General features: G+C 52.8%; 16 protein-coding genes and 1 pseudogene. 9 read left to right on the forward strand and 8 right to left on the reverse strand.

Translation table 11 applies throughout. From position 1 onward, the window contains the following. Positions 1–71: 71 nt before the first annotated feature. The 4 genes from RAC60_RS03460 to RAC60_RS03475 form a co-directional block, all read right to left on the reverse strand. Positions 72–554, reverse strand: a complete 483-nt coding sequence (locus RAC60_RS03460) for a DUF1641 domain-containing protein (protein ID WP_039340755.1) — start codon at positions 552–554, stop codon at positions 72–74. Next, positions 554–3520, reverse strand: a complete 2967-nt coding sequence (gene fdhF, locus RAC60_RS03465) for a formate dehydrogenase subunit alpha (protein ID WP_375092638.1) — start codon at positions 3518–3520, stop codon at positions 554–556. The genes RAC60_RS03460 and fdhF overlap by 1 nt, the downstream gene beginning before the upstream one ends. 714 nt (positions 3521–4234) lie before the next feature. Continuing rightward, entirely contained in the window at positions 4235–5368 is a 1134-nt protein-coding gene (locus RAC60_RS03470; protein WP_039340758.1) for a glutathione-independent formaldehyde dehydrogenase, read from the reverse strand. A 933-nt stretch (positions 5369–6301) separates the two neighbouring features. Continuing rightward, on the reverse strand, positions 6302–7546 hold the full coding sequence (locus tag RAC60_RS03475; RefSeq protein ID WP_110267609.1) for an EAL domain-containing protein: 1245 nt from the start codon (positions 7544–7546) through the stop codon (positions 6302–6304). Positions 7547–8205: 659 nt separating this feature from the next. Here RAC60_RS03475 and RAC60_RS03480 point away from each other — a divergent pair. Next, positions 8206–9780, forward strand: a complete 1575-nt coding sequence (locus RAC60_RS03480) for a methyl-accepting chemotaxis protein (RefSeq protein WP_205950067.1) — start codon at positions 8206–8208, stop codon at positions 9778–9780. A gap of 152 nt (positions 9781–9932) precedes the next feature. Here the strand turns inward: RAC60_RS03480 and RAC60_RS03485 are convergent, their stop codons facing one another. Then, on the reverse strand, positions 9933–10508 hold the full coding sequence (locus RAC60_RS03485; RefSeq protein ID WP_205951782.1) for a histidine phosphatase family protein: 576 nt from the start codon (positions 10506–10508) through the stop codon (positions 9933–9935). Between the two features lie 392 nt (positions 10509–10900). Here RAC60_RS03485 and RAC60_RS03490 point away from each other — a divergent pair, with 392 nt between their 5' ends. Continuing rightward, positions 10901–12067 carry a PAS domain-containing methyl-accepting chemotaxis protein gene (locus RAC60_RS03490; RefSeq protein ID WP_162285599.1) on the forward strand — a complete coding sequence of 389 codons (1167 nt, stop codon included), beginning with the start codon at positions 10901–10903 and terminating at the stop codon, positions 12065–12067. 319 nt (positions 12068–12386) lie between these two features. Here the strand turns inward: RAC60_RS03490 and RAC60_RS03495 are convergent, their stop codons facing one another. Both RAC60_RS03495 and RAC60_RS03500 read right to left on the reverse strand, forming a co-directional pair. After that, entirely contained in the window at positions 12387–13316 is a 930-nt protein-coding gene (locus RAC60_RS03495) for a flagellin (RefSeq protein ID WP_039340776.1), read from the reverse strand. A 174-nt stretch (positions 13317–13490) separates the two neighbouring features. Then, complete coding sequence (locus RAC60_RS03500) at positions 13491–14447, reverse strand: LysR family transcriptional regulator (RefSeq protein ID WP_324028526.1); 957 nt, start codon at positions 14445–14447, stop codon at positions 13491–13493. Positions 14448–14517: 70 nt separating this feature from the next. Here RAC60_RS03500 and RAC60_RS03505 point away from each other — a divergent pair, with 70 nt between their 5' ends. Both RAC60_RS03505 and RAC60_RS03510 read left to right on the forward strand, forming a co-directional pair. Beyond that, the gene (locus RAC60_RS03505; protein WP_375092641.1) at positions 14518–15441 is read left to right on the forward strand and encodes an alpha/beta hydrolase; all 924 of its coding nucleotides are present in this window, start codon (positions 14518–14520) and stop codon (positions 15439–15441) included. Between the two features lie 335 nt (positions 15442–15776). Next, a complete protein-coding gene (locus tag RAC60_RS03510; protein ID WP_324028528.1) occupies positions 15777–16214 on the forward strand; it encodes a VOC family protein in 438 nt (145 codons plus the stop codon). A gap of 206 nt (positions 16215–16420) precedes the next feature. On the opposite strand, the gene RAC60_RS03515 is transcribed toward RAC60_RS03510, so the two are convergent. After that, the gene (locus RAC60_RS03515; RefSeq protein WP_375092643.1) at positions 16421–17056 is read right to left on the reverse strand and encodes a methyl-accepting chemotaxis protein; all 636 of its coding nucleotides are present in this window, start codon (positions 17054–17056) and stop codon (positions 16421–16423) included. On the opposite strand from RAC60_RS03515, the gene RAC60_RS03520 reads away from it, so the two are divergent. The 5 genes and pseudogenes from RAC60_RS03520 (at position 16998) to RAC60_RS03540 (ending at position 22730) form a co-directional block, all read left to right on the forward strand. Continuing rightward, a complete protein-coding gene (locus RAC60_RS03520; protein WP_375092681.1) occupies positions 16998–17957 on the forward strand; it encodes a dihydrodipicolinate synthase family protein in 960 nt (319 codons plus the stop codon). The genes RAC60_RS03515 and RAC60_RS03520 overlap by 59 nt on opposite strands. Before the next feature lie 98 nt (positions 17958–18055). Beyond that, positions 18056–18547, forward strand: a pseudogene (locus tag RAC60_RS03525) (methyl-accepting chemotaxis protein); the annotation flags it as partial. A 751-nt stretch (positions 18548–19298) separates the two neighbouring features. Continuing rightward, the gene (locus RAC60_RS03530; RefSeq protein ID WP_033737925.1) at positions 19299–19706 is read left to right on the forward strand and encodes a hypothetical protein; all 408 of its coding nucleotides are present in this window, start codon (positions 19299–19301) and stop codon (positions 19704–19706) included. A 1154-nt stretch (positions 19707–20860) separates the two neighbouring features. After that, a complete protein-coding gene (locus RAC60_RS03535) occupies positions 20861–22405 on the forward strand; it encodes a methyl-accepting chemotaxis protein (RefSeq protein WP_324028530.1) in 1545 nt (514 codons plus the stop codon). Between the two features lie 19 nt (positions 22406–22424). After that, the gene (locus RAC60_RS03540; protein ID WP_283787110.1) at positions 22425–22730 is read left to right on the forward strand and encodes a hypothetical protein; all 306 of its coding nucleotides are present in this window, start codon (positions 22425–22427) and stop codon (positions 22728–22730) included. Positions 22731–23105: the final 375 nt, after the last annotated feature.

Raw genomic sequence — 23105 nt, forward strand, 5'->3', positions numbered from 1 at the left:
CGGTAATCCAGCCCGGACGGGCTGGATTACCGGCACAACAGGCTCCCGGGAAAACCACCGTTACCCGATACTCAACTTTGGGTAGGCTTCCCACTATACCGGCTGATCGGTTTTTCAGACGGCTGTTTCATCTCACGTCCAAACGCGCGGACGCCTGCCAGAGCCGGTTTAATCCCGCGCCATAACTCTTCATCTTTCAGTAATCGGATGATGCCGCGGATGCCGGGTGCGCTTTTGTCTTCCCCGGCCAGTCCGGCCCCCCGCATCGCTTTTGCGGCATTAACGATCCCCAACAGCACAGGATTGAACTCTTCGGGGGGAATCGTTGCCAGCGCCTTAAAGACCAGGGACAGATTCTGCATGGCATTAAGCGCTCCAGGCTGGTTCAGGCCGTCAACCAGCACTCCGGCAATCTGGGTATTGGCATTGACGATATCTGTAGCCAGACGCAGGAAGCCATGTTGATGAAGGCTTTCCAGGAGCGTGGCAAGGGCTTCGTTTGCTGTGGGCTCGGTGCGCGTGGGCGGCACGTCATACTTTAGCGGTTCAGCCATTAAAACTTCTCCGGATGGGCGGTGTGTTCAGGCGGCAGCGTATAACCTGGCTGACGCCATTTATCCTCAACGGGCAGATGATCGCGCGGCGTGCGGTGCCCATGGCGAAAATTGTGCGACGGCAGCGGTGAAGCGTGAGGAGGACGCGCCAGCTTCTCCAGGCGAATGGCAATTTCTTTATAGGCTGGCGTCTGCACGTCTGGATCGTGATGATCCCCCGTGAGTCCGTTTACGCCCGGCTTACCATGGTGTATCGGGATAAAAAGGATATTACCTGCCACGCGTTCAGTAATGATCACCGGCACCTCAAGCGCACCGCGCCGTGACGTCAGTCTGACCCAGTCGCCTTCCTGCAAGTGACGCTCCTGCGCCAGTGCGGGGCTGATTTCAACGTACCAGTGAGGCGACAGCGAGGTGATTCGTCCCCCCGCCCCCGTCTGGTTGGTGGCCTGAAAATGCTCCAGCATGCGGCCGTTGTTAAGCAGCAGATCATAATGGGCATCGCTCTCCTCGGCAGGCGCTTCCCACTGCAACGGATAGAGCCGCGCTTTGCCATCGGGGAAGTGAAAACCGTCGGTATAGAGCAACGGCGTGCTACTGCCGTCGGCGCTGACAGGCCAGAGCTGTGACTGCCAGCCCGCCAGCCGGTCATAGCTGACGCCGGCAAAGATACCGGCGATGCGCGCCGCTTCCGCCATAATGTCGGCGGGATGCTGATAATACCAGGGATGGCCCAGACGGCTGGCGAGTTCGGTCAGTATCCGCCAGTCGGGACGACTGTCGCCTAAGGGCGGTAGCACCTCGTAAAAGCGCTGAATACGCCGTTCGGTGTTCACAAACGTCCCCTCTTTTTCGACGCTCGGGCAGGCAGGCAACACGACATCCGCAAATTCTGCCGTCCGGCTCATAAAGATATCCTGCACCACCATAAAATCGAGCCGACTGAACGCCTCATGGACTTTTGTGGAATGCGCATCCGCAAATGCCGTTTCTTCACCAATGATGTACATCGCTTTCAGCGTGCCCTGATGCGCCTGCTCGATCATCCGGTAATTATCTGCGCCCTCTTCCGCCGAAAGCGCTTCCGGATCGACGCCCCAGGCCGCCGCCCATTTTTGCCGCACGGCCGGATCCGTGACGCTTTCATAGCCGGGATAGACATTACTCAGGCAGCCAAAATCACTGGCCCCCTGCACATTATTGTGGCCGCGCATGGGATACCCGCCGGTGCCTGGCTTACCATAGTTGCCGGTCACCAGCAGCAGATTCGAGAGTGCGGTGCTGGTATCCGAACCGTGACTGTGCTGCGTAATGCCCATCGCCCACAACAGACAGGCGCTTTTGGCCTGGCCTATCATTTCTGCCGCGTTCGTCAGTTCCTGCACGCTCAGACCGGTTAACTGACTGGCATAGTCGAGCGTGAAAGGTGCCAGCGACGCCCGAAACTCGGCGACGTTATTGACCTTTTCGGCAAGAAAGGCCTCATCGGCATAGCCGTGATCGAACATGTAACGCGCCATCGCCGATGCCCACACCATGTCATAACCCGGCTTAATCCGCAGGTACAGATCCGCGCGCTCAGCCATTTCATGGCGACGGGGATCCACAACGAGAAGCTGCTGCCCGTGATGTTTATGGGACTGTTTGATATGGGAGGCAATGACCGGGTGATTTTCTGCAATGTTGCTGCCGACGATAATGATCAGCGACGCCTGCTGCATATCCTTGATGGTTCCCGCGTCGCCCCCATGCCCGACGGTCCGGAACAATCCCTGGGTGGCAGGGTTTTGACAATAACGGGAGGAGTTATCGACATTGTTGGTGCCAAAGATTAAACGGGCGATTTTTTGTGTCAGATAGGCTTCTTCATTACTGGCTTTACTGGAACCGATAAAGCCGATGCTGTTGCCGCCCGACTGTCGATGAATCTGCGTCAGGCGCTGGACGATAACCGCCAGCGCTTCATCCCAGCTGGCGGGACGAAAGCGCCCCTGCTCACGGATAAGCGGGGTAGTCAGGCGGTGCGGATCATTGACAAAATCCCAGCCAAACTTGCCTTTTACACAGGTTGAAATGCCGTTTGCGGGTGCATCTGCAACCGGCTGCACTTTTAAGATGTGGCGATCACGCGTCCACATTTCAAAACTGCAGCCTACGCCACAATAAGTGCAGACCGTTTTCGTTTTTTTAATTTCAGACTGGCGCATCGCCATATCGATCAGTGAAACACCGGTAACGGGTCCCGCGCCGATGCTGTTTTCCAGTTTTTTAACCACGTCAATCAGCGGACGCTTCACGGTTTCCGGCATATTGGTGAAGGGACCGGCATTGGGCTGCATCGTTTTTTCCAGCAGCGCATTGCAGGGGCAAACGGTAACGCAATGGCCGCAGCTCACACAGCTTGATCCGGCTATGCGCTCGCCACCGTCCCACAATACGCACGGATGGTCGGCGGTGTAATCGATAGACAGCGTTTCGTTTACCTCGACGTTCTGGCACGCCTCTACACAGCGACCACAGAGGATACACTGGTCAGGATCGTAAGTATAAAAGGGGTTGGTATGGTCTTTTTCCGCAGGTTTACGTTCATAGGGATAATACTGGATCGGTATCGCCATATCGCTGACCGCGTTGTGTAAGGTGCAGTCGCCGGTATTGTGTTCGCATACCGTACAGTAAAGTTCATGGCGCGCCAAAACGCGGTCCATGCCCTCTTCCTGCGCCGCCTGCGCCTGCGGATCTACGCTGCTGACCACCATGTCGTGCACGGTTTCTAGCGTACATCCCCGCACCAGTTTGCCCGCATGCTCTACCCAACAGACATCACAGGTTTCCAGTGGCTTCAGAGCGGGGTGATAACAGACATGCGGCAGTTTTTTGCCGTGCAGTTCGAGAAAATCAATCAGGGGCAAACCTGCCTGACCTGACAGCCGTTCCCCGTTGTAGACAATGGTGCATGTTTCCATGATTTTACCTTTTTTCTTTTCGCGGATGGGATAAGCGGTCATCGGCTTTCTGCCTGTATAAAGGCCAGGTAATTTTTATTTCCTGTTAAAACTAGTTGTGCACAGTCGATAAATCAGGCGAGACGGCAGGAGAATTTGAGGGAAAAGGGGTAACAAAGTGTAAGCGCAATATCGGAAACAGGATTCTTATACCAACGGAATATGAAACAGGCAGCCAGCCACCAGGAAAACTCTTAAATTCTTTTTTTTGCTCCCTTCCTAATAGTTTTTGGTTGCCGCTTACGCTTGCGAAAAAATATTTTGTGAAATTAACTTAGCGACAGGTTTCCCCAAACCGAATTTCACTGTTTCACTTCACCGCCGCGCCGGCGGTTTTTTTTCGCTAAAATAAAGCCAGTAAAATGACGTAGCGCCATCATATAATAGACCCGCGTTTTTTCGGTGCACACTTTCGGATGCCAAACGATTATATTCACGTTTCTCTCGCGTTATAAACGCCGCTCTGTACCAGACCTTTCCACAGCAGGTATGGGCTGTGACTTACGCTGGCACGGTGAAGGCGAGGCGGCCTCGTCCTTTGCCAGCCATGCTGTTGAGATAAAACGTCATCGGTCAGTCAGCTAACCACAGGGGCCGTCTTTAACCGCCAACAGTCCGGTCCCCGGTACTCAGACGAGATCCCAGACTGCGGCGGCCCGGTTAACTGCAACTTATTCAGGGTTTTAAAATCACTTTTGTCCACCCGCTGTCGCGGTTGTCAAAATGTTTATAGCCCTCTGCGGCTTCTGTCAGCTGTAGTCGGTGGGAAATGATTTGTCCCGGCTTCGCTTTGTCCTGCGCGATCAGACGCGCCAGCTGGCGGTTATAGGCTTTGACGTTTGCCTGGCCAGTGCGGACAGACTGGCCTTTAAACCAGAAGCTGCCGAAGTCGAAAGGCATTTTACCTTCTTTCGCCAGATCGGTGGCAGCACCGGGATCCTGTGGCACAAACACGCCCACCACGCCAATGCCGCCCGTCGCTTTGGTGGAGGCCACCAGGCTGTTCATGGTGTCGGCGTTATCTTCAACCCCATGTTTGTTACAGCACTGATATCCCACACATTCGCAGCCACAATCGGTGCCCCGGCCATCCGTCAGGTCGAGAATTTTATTTACCGCATCGGTCCCGGTGGCATTAATGGCAATGGCACCGAGTTTTTCAGCCAGCGCCAGCCTGTCGGCATGCGTGTCCACAACGTACACTTCGGAGGCACCCTTGATAATCGCCGAATGCGCCGCCATCAGTCCTACCGGCCCTGCACCATAGATAGCCACACTTTCGCCGGGTTTGAGCCCCGCCAGTTCAGTGGCATGCCAGCCGGTGGGAAAAATATCAGACAGCATGACGTAATCGTCTTCCTTTTCAACCGCATCGGGTGGCAGCACCAGGCAGTTAAAATCGGCAAAGGGTACGCGCAATAATTCTGCCTGACCACCAGACCAGGGCCCCATTTCGGCAAAGCCGTACGCCGCCCCTGCCGTGCCTGGATTGGTCGTCAGGCAGAAGCCTGTCAGCCCTTTTTCACAGTTTTCACAGAATCCGCAGCCGACGTTGAAAGGCAGGCAGACATAATCTCCGACTTTCACGCGCTCCACACCGCTGCCGATCTCTACCACCTGCCCCAGATTTTCATGGCCCAGGATACGGCCCTGTTCGAAGCTGGTACGCCCTTCGTACATATGAAGATCAGATCCGCAAATATTGGTGGTGGTGATACGAACCAGAACATCCGTGGGACGCTCAATTTTGGCATCGGGCACGTCTTTTACTGACACATCGTATGGTCCGTTATAAACGACTGCTTTCATATTTTTCCCCTCGGGTCATGGATGATTTGGCGCCCACCGGCCCTGACCGGGACGGCGAGCGGCATCGGATTTTCTGGGCTGGTTAATCAGCCTGACGCTAATCGTGCGTTCGCTGTGGAAAGAGGCCGTTCGCTTAAAATACGCGTGACTAAAAAGCGTGATTGCCTGCCCTGTTTTTAAAATAATTAGGGTTGCGCAATATTTTCGGATATTTCCGACAAATTTAACTACGGCGGAATAATGACAGATTCCCTCTGGAATGACCTGCGATACATTTCTCCTTCGTGGTTAAGATTTGCCTTCATGTTCTTTTTAAATCAGTCTTAAAAGCGTAACTGAGATAAATAAAATTGCTGCTCATCGTGAAAATTAATTCAAATAAAAATAACTTAGACTTTTTTTACAATGACTTATCTGAGAAGATGATTATGTGAACGGAAGTTACAAAGGAGAAAAGCGAAGCCGCCTGCTGATTTAATGCACAGCAAGGCCGTAAACCTGAACAGATTAATTACAGACGGTATCCGAAAACATGAATTCCTTCTGTCTGACAGAAAATCGTGTTTATTTTTCACAGGTTGCGCATTATGCCCGGCAGGGGATTATCACGGCCTGGCTTATATTACCTTTCTGCGTGTTAATTTATCATGGCAGTATTCGCGCTTGTGGCCCGTTCACGCCGGGCTTTAATTACAGGCTGCCGGATGCTTACTCTGTCAATACAGATTCAGGCAATACGCTGATCCTGCCTGTGTGCTAACGGTTCTTTCCTTCGGTGCTGAGCCGGTCTGGCGGGTCAGACCGGTGTGGAGACATAAACGTGCACAACGCTATCAGGCAGGGAGATGGCAGCAGGTAAGTGATCTCCGGCCTGCCCCGTCCGATGAGGTGCCTGCGAGGGCGCAGGTTTTTACGATGCGGCAGCGTGCCCATTCAGCCTGGTTTTGAACGTCCCGGTAATATCTTACTTTCCGCGCCCTGCTGTTTAGCGGAAAAATCCTGTTCCACAGGGTGTTCTGTGCCCATCCGGCTACTGATGTCGATACCGAACACACAGAAGCCCAGCAAGTCTTTGGCTTCATCCTCCACCCGGGTAATGATAACCAGATCAATTCGACCGCCCGGCAGCGTCACTTCATAAGGCGGGTAAGGCAGCCCTTTTTCGCGGAAGTCCTGAAGCCATAACAGTTTATCCGCCTCCGAAGGGATGACTTCATAGATATAACGGTCGATGAGATCGTCCAGCTCCCAGCAGACGCGTTCGGCGAAGGTCTCACTGGCATCCACGATCCGGAGATCCGTGTTGAGGAAACAGATGGAGGTCCCGGGCGCAGCGTACATGGACGAGATCTGATGCGCGCGCTGATCGAGAGACATGCGTTGTACCCTGCGATGAAATTTTTTACCCGGTCGGGTGAGTAGCAACGCGTGCGTCTCATCTGCGGTCAGCGGCTTGCCGAATAAATAGCCCTGCGCATAGGTGCAGCCTATTTTCCGCAGCATTTCCGCCTCTTCCTCTGTTTCAACCCCTTCGGCGATCACGTCCATATCCAGGCTGCGTCCCAGGCCGACAACGCTGGAAACAATCTTGCGACTGTCCTTTTGGTGCAGCATTGAGCGAATGAAACTGCTGTCGATTTTGATTGTGGTGGCAGGAAGCTGAATGAGCCAGGCCAGGCTTGAGAATCCGGTGCCAAAGTCATCCATTGCTATCATGCAGCCCATATCTGAAAGGTAATCAATCTGCGCACGCGCTGAATCCACATCATCTATCAGAGCCGTTTCGGTGATTTCTATCTTGAGCCTGGGCAAACTGAAGGCGTACTGATTTGCCACGTGCTTGATGATGTCAGGCAGATGACGGCCCTTCAGTTGGGAAGGCGAAACATTAACCGATAAAAACTGCTGTTCGGGCCAGGTGCCTGCGGTCAGGATGCCCTGAGTTAACAGGACGGCGGTCAGTTCATTCAGCAGGCCCTGACGTTCCATTTCGGGAATGAATTGATCGGGCGGGATAATAAGCCCGTCCGGTAAAACGCGGCGGGCCAGCATTTCAAAGCCGACTACCCGCTCATCCTCGAGCGACACAATCGGCTGAAAATAAGGCGTAAATTCACCGGCCTGAAGCCGTTTCTTAAAGCAGGTATGCAATGTCGCATTTTTTCTTTTCGTGTTCATTCAGGTGCCTGCAACCTGCCGCGTGTTTTCATCCGGCCGTTATGGGTGATCGATTAGTCGTTAAGTCCTCATAAAATGACGAGGTTTCATATCTGAAAAAGGCGCGCTGGCGGAATGTCTGCCGTCACCCTCTCTTTCAGTCAGTCATGAAAGGTTGAGCCGCCGTGAGACGGCCGCATCATATTGCTGCACGTCGGGAAACGCCGGGCGTTTTGCCTTTCATTCTTCTGCCAGCACTTGCGCTGTGATCGTGTTATCGGCATTAAACAAGCGAACCGTAGTGATTTATGCTTTTCAGTTGCGAATCACCTCGCATGATCCCCGCTAAGCCCCTGCCCTGCCTTGCTGACAGGCAGCTGAAGAGCCGCAGCCAGGCGGCGCATTGACCGTGATGATCGGGCTGGGGCGAAATTTTTTCGTCCTGCGTGGCGTGTCACTGACAAACGCCCCGGGAAGACGAGGGACACCTTCACGGCAGACTGGCTTGTCCCCGCAGCAAAAACGCGGTGCTACCGCTACCTTGCTTCATCCTGAACAAGCCGGCACGCAGGTAGGTTTTGTAAAGACAGAGACTGACTATGTAAATTATTCCTTGTCTGGCCGGGCCTGCCGATAACCTTTTTGCAGCATTAGTGGAAACAATTCTTATGGAGAACCTTATGTTCAGACCAGGAAAAATGTCACTCAACATGATGCTCAACGCGGCTTTCCTGACCGTCATCATGCTCGGCGTGTGTATTACCCTTTTTGCCGGTATCAAGCTCAGTACGGTCAGAGATCAGCAGAAGCTGACGGTGGCCCGACTGAATGATTTACGCACCTTACAGACCATTAAGGACAACGTTGCACAGCAAACTACGCTGCTTCTGGCGGCATCCTCGGGTGACAGGCACGCATCCATACAGGATATCGCTGCAAAATTTGCGGCATTACAACAAAACAGTGATGACACCACTGCCCACTTCCGCACGCTGATTAACGGTGCGCGTACCATTCCGGGTATTAACCTCAGCGAAGTGGATGAAGCCTCTGACTTTTTGAAAAAAATCGAAACGTCATCGCCGCCTTTCAAGGCCAGTGCGACGCGCGCCCTGCAACAGGACGCCAATGCCGTCCGTGAACATATCGACAACGCGCTACTGACGGACCTGGCGAACTACCGCTCAGCCGTCAGCGATATGGTGGCTTATCAGGATCGTGTGACCGGCGGTACGGCAGTGAAGACCGAAACGGGGCTGGCAGGCGTGTTCCTGTCGCTGAGCGTGCTCACCGTGGTGTTTATCGCTCTGGGCTTTGTCATGAGCTGGCTGATTACGCGCCGTATCAAGAAACAGTTGGGCGCAGAACCCGCCCAGGCACAGGCGCTGGCCGCCGCCATTGCCGCCGGCGATCTGAGTACGCCGGTTAAACTTCGCCGCGATGATGCTTTCAGCCTGATGGCCTCACTGGCAGGCATGCAGGACAACCTGCGTGACCTGGTATCGCAGATTAAAGCCTCATCCGCTTCCGTCTCGCTGGCGGCCGATGAAATCTCACGAGGCAACACCGAGCTGTCTTCCCGAACCGAACAGCAGGCCGCCGCGTTACAGGAAACGGCCGCCAGTATGGAGGAGCTGACGACAACGGTGAAAAACAATGCCGCCAGTGCGCAGAAGACCGCCGAGTCTGCCCGTGAGACCGCATTGCTGGCACGTAAGGGGGAAACTGACGTGCAGAAAATGTCGGATACCATGCACACGATTTCGGCCAGTGCGCTTAAAGTTCGCGACATCATCGCCGTGATTGAAAGCATCGCCTTCCAGACTAATATTCTGGCGCTCAATGCCGCCGTAGAAGCCGCGCGCGCCGGTGAAGATGGCCGGGGTTTTGCGGTCGTTGCGGGGGAGGTCAGAACACTGGCGCAGCGCAGTGCGACGGCAGCCCGTGACATCAAGCAGCTCATTGAGCAGGCGGTTACGCAGGTGGAAAGCGGCGTGGGCGTCGCACAGGGAACGGGGGAAAGTATTCTGAAGATTGTCGGTATGGTCGGCTCACTGGCGTCCGCCATGGATGAGATTTCACTGGCATCGACTGAGCAGATGCAGGGTATTTCGCAGGTCAGCATCGCCGTCAGTCAGATGGATGGCGTCACGCAAAATAACGCGGCCCTGGTTGAGGAATCTTCCACCGCGTCTCACGGTCTGTCTGATCAGGCGCATGCGCTCCAGGCGATTGTGGAAACGTTCAGGGTCTGACCCCGACAGAGGCCAGATGCAGATGCTGGCCTCTTTCATGCTCAACGCGCCGCTCTCAGCTCTCCCCTTTCCCGTTTCTCAGCCATCAGGCATCGCTGTCTTTTAGCGGCTTCGTTACAGGCTTTCATGTCAAACCACCTGCGCATTCATTTCTACCGGTCAGGACAGTCAGATGAAACGCCATTCAGTCCCTCGGCATCCTGTTTAAAGGATTTAAAATGCTGATTGTCGTCAATTTTCACCACATAGACAGAATCGAAATCGGTTGCTGACCAGTCCGGCACCTGCCCGGCATCCCCACCCGTTTTTTCAACCAGCCTGCGCGCAGCGGTCACCAGATTTTTGTGTTCCCAGGAGATAAACGTCAGAGGCACCGCTTTTTCTGCCAGCAGATCCGCGACCAGCTTATTGGGCTTGTCGGCGTGAAAGCGCAGTATGACGGGTTGAGAAACCTGTACCGCCAGAGGAATAAGGGTTGAAAGCGGGCGCAGTGAACTGCCGGTTTTATCCTCTTTCGGTGCCGAGGCATAAAGCGCATCGGGATTGCCGTAACGGCTGAGCAATACCCTCGGCAGTTTCAGGGCGCGATTCAGCCCTTTGCAGGTCAGTTGCCCGCTGGCGTTGTCGGGCTTTTCGCCATGACGGAAAAACACAAATGTACTGTCAGCCGAAGCCTGCAACGGGATAAGTGTTGCAAGACCAAACAACAGCGCGAAAACGTTTTTCATCCGGGTTTCCTGTTGGCGATGATGGCGGAGTGGATAACCTACTTCACGTGGGCCTGTAATAACCAGGGGTAAATGATGGGTAAGACGGCAAAAGCAAAAGACTGGCGAAAATATCGCGGTTGATGTGGTCAGATTTATCGGCTGTACTGCGTCTGCCAGGCGCGAATATTTTTTGGCGGCGGTCTGTGATTATAAGGCCTGCCCCGTTTCCTTTCTCTGCGTTGTAAGAGACCGGCCCGCGAAAAAAAGCCCCATTCGGGCATTACCCTACATGATCTGCAGACAAAGCTGCCCGGCTAAACAGTAGAAAATTTCATCATTTAGCTGACTTATGCATCCTGCAACATGGCCGATAACCAGTCTGTAATTAATTTTAATCACAGGGAGCAGTTATGTTAGGCAAATTATTCAGGAAATCCCCGCCCGCGCCAGAAGTCATTTTACCGCCACGCCAGGAGGTGCCCGTCGAAGAAGTGCCGCCATGCGGGGCGTTATCCGATCGTCTGGACAGTTTTTTGGCTCTGCTGCCAGAATTCTTGTGGGTCTGTGAGGGGAAAGACATCACCGACAGCACTCCGCTCTGGATTTCATCTGCCGCGCCGTTTAATTTTCCGCAAGGGGGCAACAATATTCTGACTCTCTCGGCGCTTTGCTCGCTTGTTCATGATGAAGACAAAAGTCATTTCAGACAGCTTTTACGAACCGTTCAGCCCTCTGCCGCTTCCGGTGTGACCCATAAATGCCGTTTTATGACGGCAGGCGGCAGCTACGAATGGTTTCAGGTAGCCGTTAAACGTGAGCGCGGCGCTGACGGCCATAACCAGAGGCTGACAGGTACGTTGCTGAACATCAGTGAGGACGTGGCGCACGAAAGCGAATATGACATTGTCATGACCCGCTTCAACCTGTCGCGTGAAATGCTGAATGACGGGCTCTGGGACCTGCAGATCATCAATGGTGACCCTTTACATCCGAATAACGTTTTCTGGTGGTCCCCACAGTTCAGAAAACTGCTTGGATTCGAAACCGTTGAAGAGTTTCCTGATGTGATTGACAGCTGGGCTTCCCGTCTCCATCCCGACGACAGTCAGCACACGCTGGATGCCTTTATCAAACACCTTAACGACCATTCGGGCGCAACAGGTTATGACGTTGAATACCGCGTTAAACTCAAAAACGGCAATTACCGGTGGTTCCGTGCACGTGGGCAGACCCGACGGGACAAAGAGGGTATACCTTTGCGGGCGGTCGGGGCGCTGATCGATATACAGACGCTGAAAGACCAGGAAGTTCAGGCTGAGCATGAACGCCAGCGAAGAGATGAGGCATCAGCCTCTGTCAGTGAGATCGCTGATTTAGTCTCTGAAAATGCCAATATTGCCGCTCAGATCAAACTCATCTCACTGAATGCCAGCATTGAGGCCGCCAGAGCCGGCGTGCAGGGACGAGGGTTTTCTGTTATTGCCAGCGAAATCCGCGAACTGGCCGACAGAACCGCGGAGATAACCGAAAACATAAGCCGTCTGCAAATCCGGCTGGATGCCTCTTCGCGCCTTTAAAATCATCACTGCACCCTTCAGTTTCATCGCACACTTTCTGGTTGGCTTCCGGGGAGTGTGCCCACTACTCAACACAACATCCCATTTTGCCGGGCTCGGACTGAATTGCGCATCATACCCTTTACTGCCCCTGCTACGGGTCCAAAACCGGGCCTGGTCATCGGTGAATATGCGTTAACGCGCGATGAGACAAAATATGGACTGGATTTTGCTTGTTTTATGGACTGTATCACAGGGTGTGCAGGCAGGAAGAGCGCTTACGCTTCACGGCGCTGAATGCTGATGAGCTGCATTACGGAATGCAGCTCACCGGCGTCTGTTAACGAAGCAGAGACAGCATGGTCTGTGGCACCTGGTTGGCCTGTGCCAGTACAGAAGAACCGGCCTGCTGCAGGATCTGCGCGCGGGACATGTTTGACACTTCCGTCGCGTAGTCCGCATCCTGAATACGGCTGCGGGCAGCGGTCAGGTTGGTCACGGTGTTGTTCAGGTTGCTGATGGTGGACTCAAAACGGTTCTGAGACGCACCCAGCAGGCTGCGCTGGTTGTCGACCGCCTTAATCGCTTTATCAATGTCGGCCAGCGGCGTATTGCTGGACGCCGTCCCGCCAGTGCCGCCGGTGACCGCGCCCTTCAGAACGTCGAAGCCGATAGCAGAGGTGCTGCGGGCATTGCCGTTTACGGTCTGGCCCGTGGTTGTCTCGGTATTCTGGGTGGTGCCAGACTGCCCCGCTGCCGCCAGGTCGAAGCCGTCACTTGCGCTCAGCGTAATGCCGATTGTCTGACCGTCTTTTGCGCCTACCTGGAAGTTGTAGGTGGTGCTGCCGGAACCGGTGTTCAGGACTTTAATGCCGTTGAAGTCGGTTTGTTTGGTGACGCGGTCGATTTCCTGCATACGCTGGTTAACTTCCGCCTGGATTGAGTCAATGTCAGACGCTGAGTTAGAGCTGTTCTGCGCCTGAACGGTCAGGTCGCGTACGCGTTGCAGGTTATTGTTGATTTCGGTCAGGGCGCCTTCAGCCGTCTGCGACAGAGAGATACCGTCGTTGGCGTTACGGGCTGCAACGGTCATACCGTTGATGTTAGAGGTAAAGCGGTTAGCGATGGCTTCGCCGGCTGCGTCGTCTTTAGCGCTGTTGATGCGCAGACCGGAAGAGAGACGCTCAATTGCCGTGCCCAGAGCAGACTGTGATTTGGTCAGGTTATTCTGCGTAACCAGTGAAAGCGTATTGGTGTTAATGACGGCCATGTTAAGTCCTTGTAGTTAAAGCGTGTATATCACGCTATACCGTTATCGCCACAATAGTTACTTTCTTTAACTGTGTCACAGAGAAATCATTTAACTGTCATAGACTGCTGCTTTTTTAACCCGGTATCGTTGCTGATAATGCCCGCGTTGAGCGAGAAATGGAGATATATATTCTCAACGAGAGATATTTCTTTTTTTATGATTACTCAGAAAGTTTTTTAGGCCATCAATAAAAATGCGCACCCTCAGGGAGAGATGTAAGCGAGTGGGGTAAATAGCATGGATAGCAACCTCCTCGCCTCGTGTATCAGCCAATACCTGTACCAGGTGCCCTGCTAAAATATCCTTTTCAATCATGAATGAAGGTAAATAACCGATACCCAATCCGGCTATGGCAGCTAAGCGTATGGCATCGCCGCTGTCGAACCTGACATGGTTCCTGCCGTTCAGCGTTATTTGCCCATGCTCCTCGTCAAAGAGTGTCCATGCGCCTGAAGCCGCTCCTAACCCATAAACAAGACGACGATGTTCTTTGAGGTCAGCGGGTGATTCCGGTTTACCCCATTGCTTAAGATAGTCCGGTGATACGAATAGCTGTGACCTTGCTCTGTCGATCACCTGTGTGATGTATTGATGGCTTGTGGCTGCACTGCCTACCCGAACGGCAAGGTCAAATCCTTCTTCCACCAGATCGACAACCCGATCGCTAAAGCTGACTTCAATGTTTATATTTGGTGAGTTCTGTAAAAACGTCTGGAGAAAAGGAAGGATAACCATTTTGCCATAACCCTCTGACACGGTCAGTCTCAGAATGCCTTTTGGCACTGGTGAATTATGCCGGATACTGGCTTCGGCTTCTTCTATGTCTTCCAGTAATCTGCAGCAGCGGTGATAGAATTCATGCCCCTCTGTGGTCAGAGATAACCGCCGCGTGGTGCGTTGAAAAAGCCTTGTCTGCAGGTGCTCTTCTAACCGGGTTATCGCTTTACCCGCCGCAGAGCGCGTTAACCCCATCGCCTTGCCGCCAGCAACAAAACTCCCTGCCTCTGCAACAGCGACAAAGATCCGCATTGCCCTGATGTCCAGAGCGGAGCCTGTAGACATTGTCGAAGCGATTTTCCTGCCCGTCATTAGGGAACCTTTTTCGTCAATAATTATTTTAAAGTGAAATTGTAGAATTTCACTTATTAAGGTCACAACAATGCTGTCGAAAAATGCACAAAAGCTCTTGAATGGATGGATAGCTGCCGCTGGCCCGGTTGTACAGAAGCTGTATGGTCAGTCTGAAGACAGCTGGACTGATATCCGTAAACACTATATGCAAGACCTTGAAAAAATTTTTCCTGCTATCGAAGGGGTTTCCTGTCACACCACCACATTGGGCAACGTGCCGGTAATGATCAGCGAAAATCAAGAACATGCCGGAAGCCGGGTAGCGCTGTACATTCATGGCGGCGGCTATGTGCATGGCGGTGTCGAAGCGTATCGGGGATTAACGGGCAGGATAGCCACATCGTTAAAAGCCAGCGTCTATACCCCAGACTATCGACAGGCTCCCGACTTCCCTTTCCCAACGACTGTAGATGATGTTTTTTCAGCTTATCGGTCATTACTCGACAGTGGTATCGATGCCAAGAATCTGGTTCTGGCAGGCGATTCAGCGGGAGGTGCAATGGTAATTACAGTGATGCGCAAGGCGCGTGACGCGGGTATTCCGCTCCCCGCTGCGGCAGTGGCTATTTCACCCTGGGCAGATCTCACTCATAGCGGTTTGTCAGCCACGACCCGTGAGGGAATTGATCCTGTTTGTAGCGTTGGTTTTCTCAACCGATTAGCAAGAGAGTTTCTTGCAGGTGAGCTTCCGACGCATCCTGATGCCTCTCCGGTTTATGCGAATGTTCAGGGGCTTGCACCCACACTAATACAGGTGGGTGAGAATGAAGTTATGTTAAGTGGGGCGATTCAACTCGCTTCGAACTTAGGGGAAGCACGTGTGCGCACGTCGCTTGAAGTCTGGCCCGGCATGTTCCATGTATGGCACTTACTGGCCGGTACCCTGCCAGAGGCCGACCAGGCGCTGCGCAATGCGATTCGTTTCCTGGATGATGCTTTAACAGAGGGTTAACCTGCTAACAATAAATCAGCACGGCATTTTAAAACCAACGTCCGCTTCTGGCACGGAGCGGACGCTAAGATCTCTTCCTTTGTCCGCTATGAGCGAAAAGCGGACGTTCGTCGTTTTTCTACATCAGGTAAAGACTTGTAACGCAGCCTCTTATCAGTCAACCGGGAGCAGCTAACCTGTACAGCTGTCGCTATGGAGGAATCGAAAAATACATTATTCAGACACACGGTTGTGATTTTTTTCCTGAAAAAAATCCCCTCACACTTATCGTGAAGAAATAAAACAGGCATTTAAGATAGTTGTATGCTCAATTTTCAAAAACAGCAGGTAATCTCATGATTTTAAGTGCTGATCACGTCGGTTTTTCAGTTAAAAATATTGAAGACTCATTATTCTTTTGGACCCATATCCTTGGAGGGAAGTTATTACGCGAAGGGAAAATGTCTGGACCTGTTATTGATGAAGTAACAGGCGCAAGGGGAGCGGATGTCCGAATGGCTTTGCTTGAACTGGCTGGCATTAAAATTGAATTATTACAATACAATAACATTGAACAGCCACAGGAGCCTTCAGCACCCTATATCCCAGGCTACGCGCATCTTGCGTTTATAGTGCAGGATCTTGATGTGCTCTTGAGCAAAGTATCGGACTATGGCTGGAAGACGCTAGGGAAACCGCAGACAGTTTTGTCAGGACCCATGCAGGGAACCAGAGTAATATATTTACAAAGCCCCGATGGTCAGACGCTTGAGTTGATGGAACGCAGTCAATGAAGCCCACATGTTATGACTTATTAAAACAGTAATATTTGCAATGTTTGCTTCTGGCACAAAGCAGACTCCCGGTTATCTCATTTAAGATGAGCCATCAGTATATCACTACCAAATAACCCCTTAATTTCTAAAAAAATAAACACTGGTTAAGCTGTGCCGGCAGTGTTGCGAGGCTGTCGGCACTGCTTTTCCCTGTAACAGCTGACTTAGATGAGTCTGTTAACGTTGGCCCGATCCTTCCTTTTCATAAAGTTCAGGCTATCCACACAAATCCTGATCGCAGGGCGGATGCATATTACTGAATAAACAGGAAAGTATTTATCCACCGTGACAACCCGGCACTTAAACGGAACACGCTCCTGGAATGTCTGCCAGTTATTATCAGAACGACCCGCTTCGCCTGGGGAAGGATAAACATGCCCCTGCCCTGACGTTTCCGGGCTGATTACCGGCTTCTTATTTTCTGAGGTTTTGCGGGGCGATATAATAAAAGCAGAAACCAGTTTGCTCAGTGACATGGCCTGTTCCTTAAGGGACAGCGCAGCCGCAGAAGCTTCTTCGACAAGTGCAGCATTTTGTTGTGTAACGTCATCCATCTGATTGACCGCCTGATGAACCTGGCTGATACCCTGCGACTGTTCTCTGGCCGCCACTGATATTTCATTAATAAGGTCGTTCACCTGATTCACCGCATCGTTCATGCGGTCAAGATTATATCTGACCCCCTCAGTCTGTTCCGAACCTTTATGGATAAACTGCATCGACGAATCAATCAGCTCTCTGATTTCCTTTGCCGAGGAGGAGGTTCGTTGCGCAAGATTACGCACCTCGCCAGCCACCACGGCAAAACCACGGCCTTCTTCAACGCGCGACGGACGTATTGATTATGATGCCATTCAGCGCCTGGGGAGCTGGCTGGGCAGCATCAATGGTGTTAAAGGATGTGTTGTCCTGGGGCGTGCGGGTGAAGGCACATTTTTGACCCAGGAAGAACAGGCCTCGGTAATACGTGCTTTCGTTACGTCTGTTGAAGGAAAAATTCCTGTGATTGCAGGTATCACCGGTGAGGGGACGGAAGTGGCAGCGCTTGAAGCTAAGGGGGCTGTTGATGCGGGGGCTTCAGCTGGCCTTCTTTATCCTTCACATGGCTGGCTCCGGTTCGGTTATCAGGATGGTGCTCCTCAGGACCGCTATCGCGTTGTTTATGAGGAAAGCGGGCTACCGTTGATTCTGTTCCAGTACCCGGATGTGACCAAAGCGACTTATAACCTGAAAACCTTACTTGATATCTCAGCGCAGCCCGGGGTTTTTGCCATGAAGAACGGTGTCAGAAACATGCGTCGCTGGGATACAGAAATCCCCTTGATTCGCCGGGAGCGTCCTGATCTTCAGGTGCTGACCTGCCACGATGAATATTTGTTGCACACCGTTTTTAATGTGGATGGCATGCTAGTGGGCTACGGTAATATCGCCCCGGAACCTCGGATTGAAATGATTAAGGCGGGCAAGGATCAGGATTACAGTAAGGCCCGTAAAATCCACGACCGCCTGCTGCCTGTAACGAAAGCGGTTTACCATCGCGGATCTCACATGGAAGGCACGGTGGCACTGAAACATGCACTGGTTGCACGTGGCATTCTTGACCATGCGACAGTGCGTTCTCCCCTGCTTCCTTTAGGCGATGGCGCAGCAGAAGAAATCCATGCGGCGATGCGTTCTGCTGAACCTGGCCTTGTCAATTAGTGTTCCTCGTCTTAGGCTTGATTAGCCGGCCAGACGTTTCGGGCCGGTTAATGTTTTATCAAAAAGACTGTCAGTGAATACGATTACCGACTTCTGTTGCGGTCGTGGCTGGCGAAGTCAGAAATCTTGCACAGCGATCCTCCGCCTCGGCGCATGAAATCAAAGAGCTGATTGAATCATCCATCGCGTTTGTAGAGGCCGGAGCGTCTCAGGCCAGTGACGTTGGTGAGAACATGGCGCGAATGGATGATGCAGTCCGTCAGGTCACCGATCTGATTGAAGAAATTTCGGTTGCAGCGCAGGAGCAGTCGCTGGGAATAAGCCAGGTGCATCAGGCGGTGAATCAGATGGACGACGTGACGCAGCAGAACGCCGCGTTGGTTGAAGAAGCGTCGTCCGCTGCACGCTCTCTGACCGAACAGGCAGAAGCGCTTAACGGCCTGGTCGCCGCGTTTACGCCTGTTGCAGACGGGAACGTCAGAAAGCCCGATATCAAGCCACATCCGGGCAGATCTGCCGCGCAACCAGTAACCTTAACGCCGCTGGCGGGAACGTACCAGAGTAGCGAGAATAACTGGACGCAGTTCTGACAAACAGGATATACCGCCGGCCAGCCCCGGCGGTATATCCGCCATCTCAGGGCTATCGGCTCACCGAAGGCAAATCAGAATGCACAGCAATATATTGCAGGCAATAAAACAGCTGTATTAAGCGCGTTATTGAGGATGCGAACAGCACGTTGATTAACTATGTTGACGCAGGCCTGGATTACATCAGAATCCAGGTCCTGGCGGATACCATTTCGCATTATGATTTGTCTGTCACCCGGCGCTTTATACATTCTATAAAGAACTGGTCCATTATGGTTTGACAACGCAAATCATCAGCGAAATATACTATTACTTGAGATATTCGGACTAATATATAAATTATATTTCAACATAATCAAAAACTTGCAATTTACATTTACTTTGCCGATTATCATTAATCGAACCGGCTAACCGGTGAGTAACACTCTATAATCGATAGCAAGTTAATGCAGTCATTTGGGGCTCACGTCCGGGCCCCTTTTTTCTGTGGTTTTAAAGCATGAATACGCGTCTGACGTCAACCCGCATAAGGACGAAAGCGAAAAGCATTACACTTAATATTCGTCTTGTGATCGCGACCAGGGATTGGCTTTTAGCGCTGAGCAGAGGCGTTGAATACTTCATATTTCAGCGTTTAATACCCGACGGGCAAAGATTGCACCTTTCCCCTTTCACTTTATCCCGATGACGTCGTGTTCTCACTTTATGGCAGACCGCGTTTCTGTAACAGGGGTTTTACACTAGGGTAGTTATGAAACGATTAATTTATTTTTTCTTATTGATGACAGGCAATGCTCTCGCGGCTCAGACGCCAGACCTTAAAACAGTACAGGAATACTGCCACATCACGTCCATTCCGTTAATTCAGGCCGCCTCTGATGCCGTCATCTTTGACGCGTTTGGACACCCTGAAAAAATGAAAGCGCTGTCTGATACCGTTTTTTCAAGCCAGATTTTTAAAGCTGCGCCTGACGATGTCCGGAAAGCGATGAAAGACACGCTTGAAGAGGTGATACTGTCCAAAGACAAGAAAGATAAACTGTTAAAAGCCTATTCAGGTGACAGTCAGCATGACCTGAATGTCCTGTCGTCAGTCTGGGCATATTATTCAGTCGAACCTTACCTGATCAGGTGTGCATATATGAAATTTGCGGGCTAAATCCCCCAATCTTTTCTGCCTCCGCCTGGACAAATGACGGAGCGACGTCACCGACCATCAGCGTCAGCTCCTTACTCCTGTTCTCCGCCTGGTTGGCCATACGCAACCTGTTAGCAGCGGTTCGGCATGTTTGCGCGGTCTTACCTTTGCCGTACGTTTACAGCATGCGCAAGTCGCAGATGGCGGGGAGCGAGTGTATCTGATGCCAGCCAGGACGTTTAATAAATGCGCCGTGCGTACAGAGGATAAACGTCAGCGATACGCAGCCATTCTGCGCACGACACCTTACACTTTTTTGCAGGTAAGCTGGTTTTCCGCAGCAGAAAAGCAATGTGCCCGGGATGCACGCCGAAAGTCGCTTACATTGTCTGTGTGATGATTGATCACCTGCTCTGCGCCCGTTAGCAGAGCAGGTTTAATGATAATGAAACTCGACTATCGGACGTAAAGCGGCCTGGGTTGCGTCGTTTTAAACCGCCTTTTACTCTGTAAACCCACCTTCCGGGTCAGATTCATAAACGATCGCGTTTGCATCAGCCAATCACACGGATCAATGCTCCGCGAATACGCATCATCACTCCTTCATAACGGTGACTACCCCACACTGCCGCGTTTTGCGCAGACATAGGTGGCGAAAGTTTGCAGTCTGCTGAGCGTCAGTAAAGATGTTAATCAGGCGACGCGCCTGCTGATAGCATTGCCAGCCGCTTCTGCCGAATTTATGCACTGCGCCCTCCTCTCGTCTGTCCATGAGCTCCAGCCAGGCTGCCGCCCGCTTCGGACGCACGCTTAACCTTCCGGTGTCCGGCCAGACAGCCTGTCAGATGCTGGCGGGGAGCAGGACAGCGCTCAGCCTACAGTGCGCCAACATTTTCGACGCGCCAAATGTGGCACAGGCATTAACGTACAGAGAGGGTTCAGTCCCCGGAAAACGAACGCAGAAGGGTTAAAGAGCACAGCATCAGGCGAAGGCGTGATCCGCTAAAGCACGCCGCCCAGCGACGTCCGCTCAGTCCTGTGTCGGACGGCTGCGGATGGAAAGTGAAATATTAATTTAACAAAACAAGTGTGGAGCAAGCGGAGCGGTGTGCCGATAGTAAATTGTAGTTAGTAACTAAAAACACAGCAAAATAACAACTTAAAAGAGAGAGCGCATGAAAATTTCCACCCGCCTTGCCGCCGGTTTCGGCCTTCTTATCCTCCTGTCTGCCATATGTACTGGCACTGCGCTTCATGCCCTCATTAAAGCGCGTGAAAGCCTGGATGATGTTGTTCGTTACAAAATGAAAAAAAGCCAGCTTGCCACCCTCATGCTCAGTGAACTGAAAGACATGGCCATCTCGGTGAGGACACTCGGCCTGCTCAGCACTCCTGAAGACATGAAACCTGCTGATGTACTTATGCAGAAGAGTAAAGCCGACTTTCTGACCAGCCTTGCAGAAATGCATCAGATCATGGAAGCAGACTCAACGCCAGCGGGTCAGGAAGCGCTGAAAAGACTGAACGACGCTCAGAACGCTTTTTTTACCGTTTTTGAAAATGCCAGACAGCTCGGACTCGCCAATCAGGACAAGGCCTTTATTGCCTATCTTGCAAAAGAGGTCAATCCGGTTCAGGACAGGATGCTCAGCGCCCTTACTGACCTGGTAAAAATACAGAAGAAGGTTAGCGTCACATCCGGAGAACAAAACAGTGCCGCCATCGCACATGCCTCATTCATCCTGATGTTGCTCGCTGTCGCATCCGTGCTTGTTGCGGCAGGCACCGGTGTTTTCATTACCCGGCTGCTGATGCGTCAGCTCGGCGGTGAGCCCGCTCAGGCGCAGACGCTGGCTGCCAGCATCGCCGCAGGTGACCTGACCACCCCTGTCGTCCTTCGCCGCAACGACACAACCAGCATGCTGGCCTCGCTGGACAGCATGCAGGCCAACCTGCGCGGCCTGGTGTCGCAGATCAAGGATGCCGCCGCCTCCGTGGCCCTGGCCGCCGACGAAATTGCTCAGGGGAACACCGAACTCTCTTCCCGCACCGAAGAACAGGCCGCCGCGCTGCAGGAAACCGCCGCCAGCATGGAGCAGCTGACCGCCACAGTGAAGAGCAACACTGCCGGTGCGCAGCAGACTGCGGAGTCCGCCCGCGAAACCGCGCGCACGGTCGACGCTGACAAGGCAAAGGTCACTGACATGACGGAGACGATGCATAACATTCAGGCAAGTGCACTGAAGGTCCGGGATATTACATCGGTGATTGAGAGCATTGCGTTCCAGACCAATATCCTGGCGCTGAACGCCGCCGTTGAAGCGGCGCGCGCCGGGGAGGAAGGTCGCGGCTTCGCCGTGGTGGCCGGTGAGGTCCGTACGCTGGCGCAGCGCAGCGCCACGGCAGCGAAGGACATCAAGGCCCTGATTGAACAGGCCGTGAGCCAGGTGGAAAGCGGCGTGGAGGTTGCCACTGGCACCGGGCAGAGCATCCTGAAAATCGTGGATATGGTCGGTGAACTGGCCGAATCCATGGACACGATTGCGCTGGCCTCGTCGGAGCAGATGCAGGGGATTTCGCAGGTCAGCGTGGCGGTGAGCCAGATGGACGGCGTGACGCAGAACAACGCGGCGCTGGTCGAGGAGTCATCGTCGGCATCCCGCTCCCTCTCTGAGCAGGCGCATGCCCTGCGCGGCATGGTGGAGGCATTCCGTGTCTGAAAAGGGTGACATCGAGTACATGACTCTCGTCCTGAGACTAAAAGCAGATGTTGATGTACTTTTTACGCAACTGAAAAGCGGTGACTACAGCAGCCCGGATACCTTTGCCAACAATCTCCATCATCTGCTGCGAATGGTTAAGGATATTGAGCCCTTTCTGGCACAGTCCGGTCTTATTGATCGCCTGGCGCGAACTGATTTGCTGCTCACGGCAGATCTGCTGGGTATCGTCAGTTCGGTCGCCATACTGGGAAACTTTATTCACTGCCTTTCCCGTCAGGCCGCAAAAGAAACAACGGAGAAGCCGAAACCTGACGTGGGCTGAAATATGCCTGTCATGAAGTGCGAGTTAACTCTGATGGATGTGGTTGTTGTCAGAAAGATACTTATCGCCTTCGGGCTGGCCCGTCGCGTTTATGCCGACGGGCTTTTTTTACAGGCATAATGTCTGCCAGACAGCCCCCGCACCTGACTTCCCCTGCTCTTCCCTGCCTCCGGCCTGTCCGATCCTGTAGCGTGTTTCTTCACGGTCAGAAGACGCCCTGGACCGAACTGAATAAACAGACATTACCGGCTCACCGGGCCGACTATTACCCTTATGATTTGCGTTAGTCGCCATTTCCAGACCGGCAGCATTCGCTGACAGTCGGGTAAACCGAAGCCTGCCGTGGCTGACGATGACACGGCATTGTCTCTGCTT

The sequence above is a fragment of the Pantoea sp. BR_17 genome, from assembly GCF_041955125.1.
Lineage (GTDB): Bacteria > Pseudomonadota > Gammaproteobacteria > Enterobacterales > Enterobacteriaceae > Pantoea > Pantoea stewartii.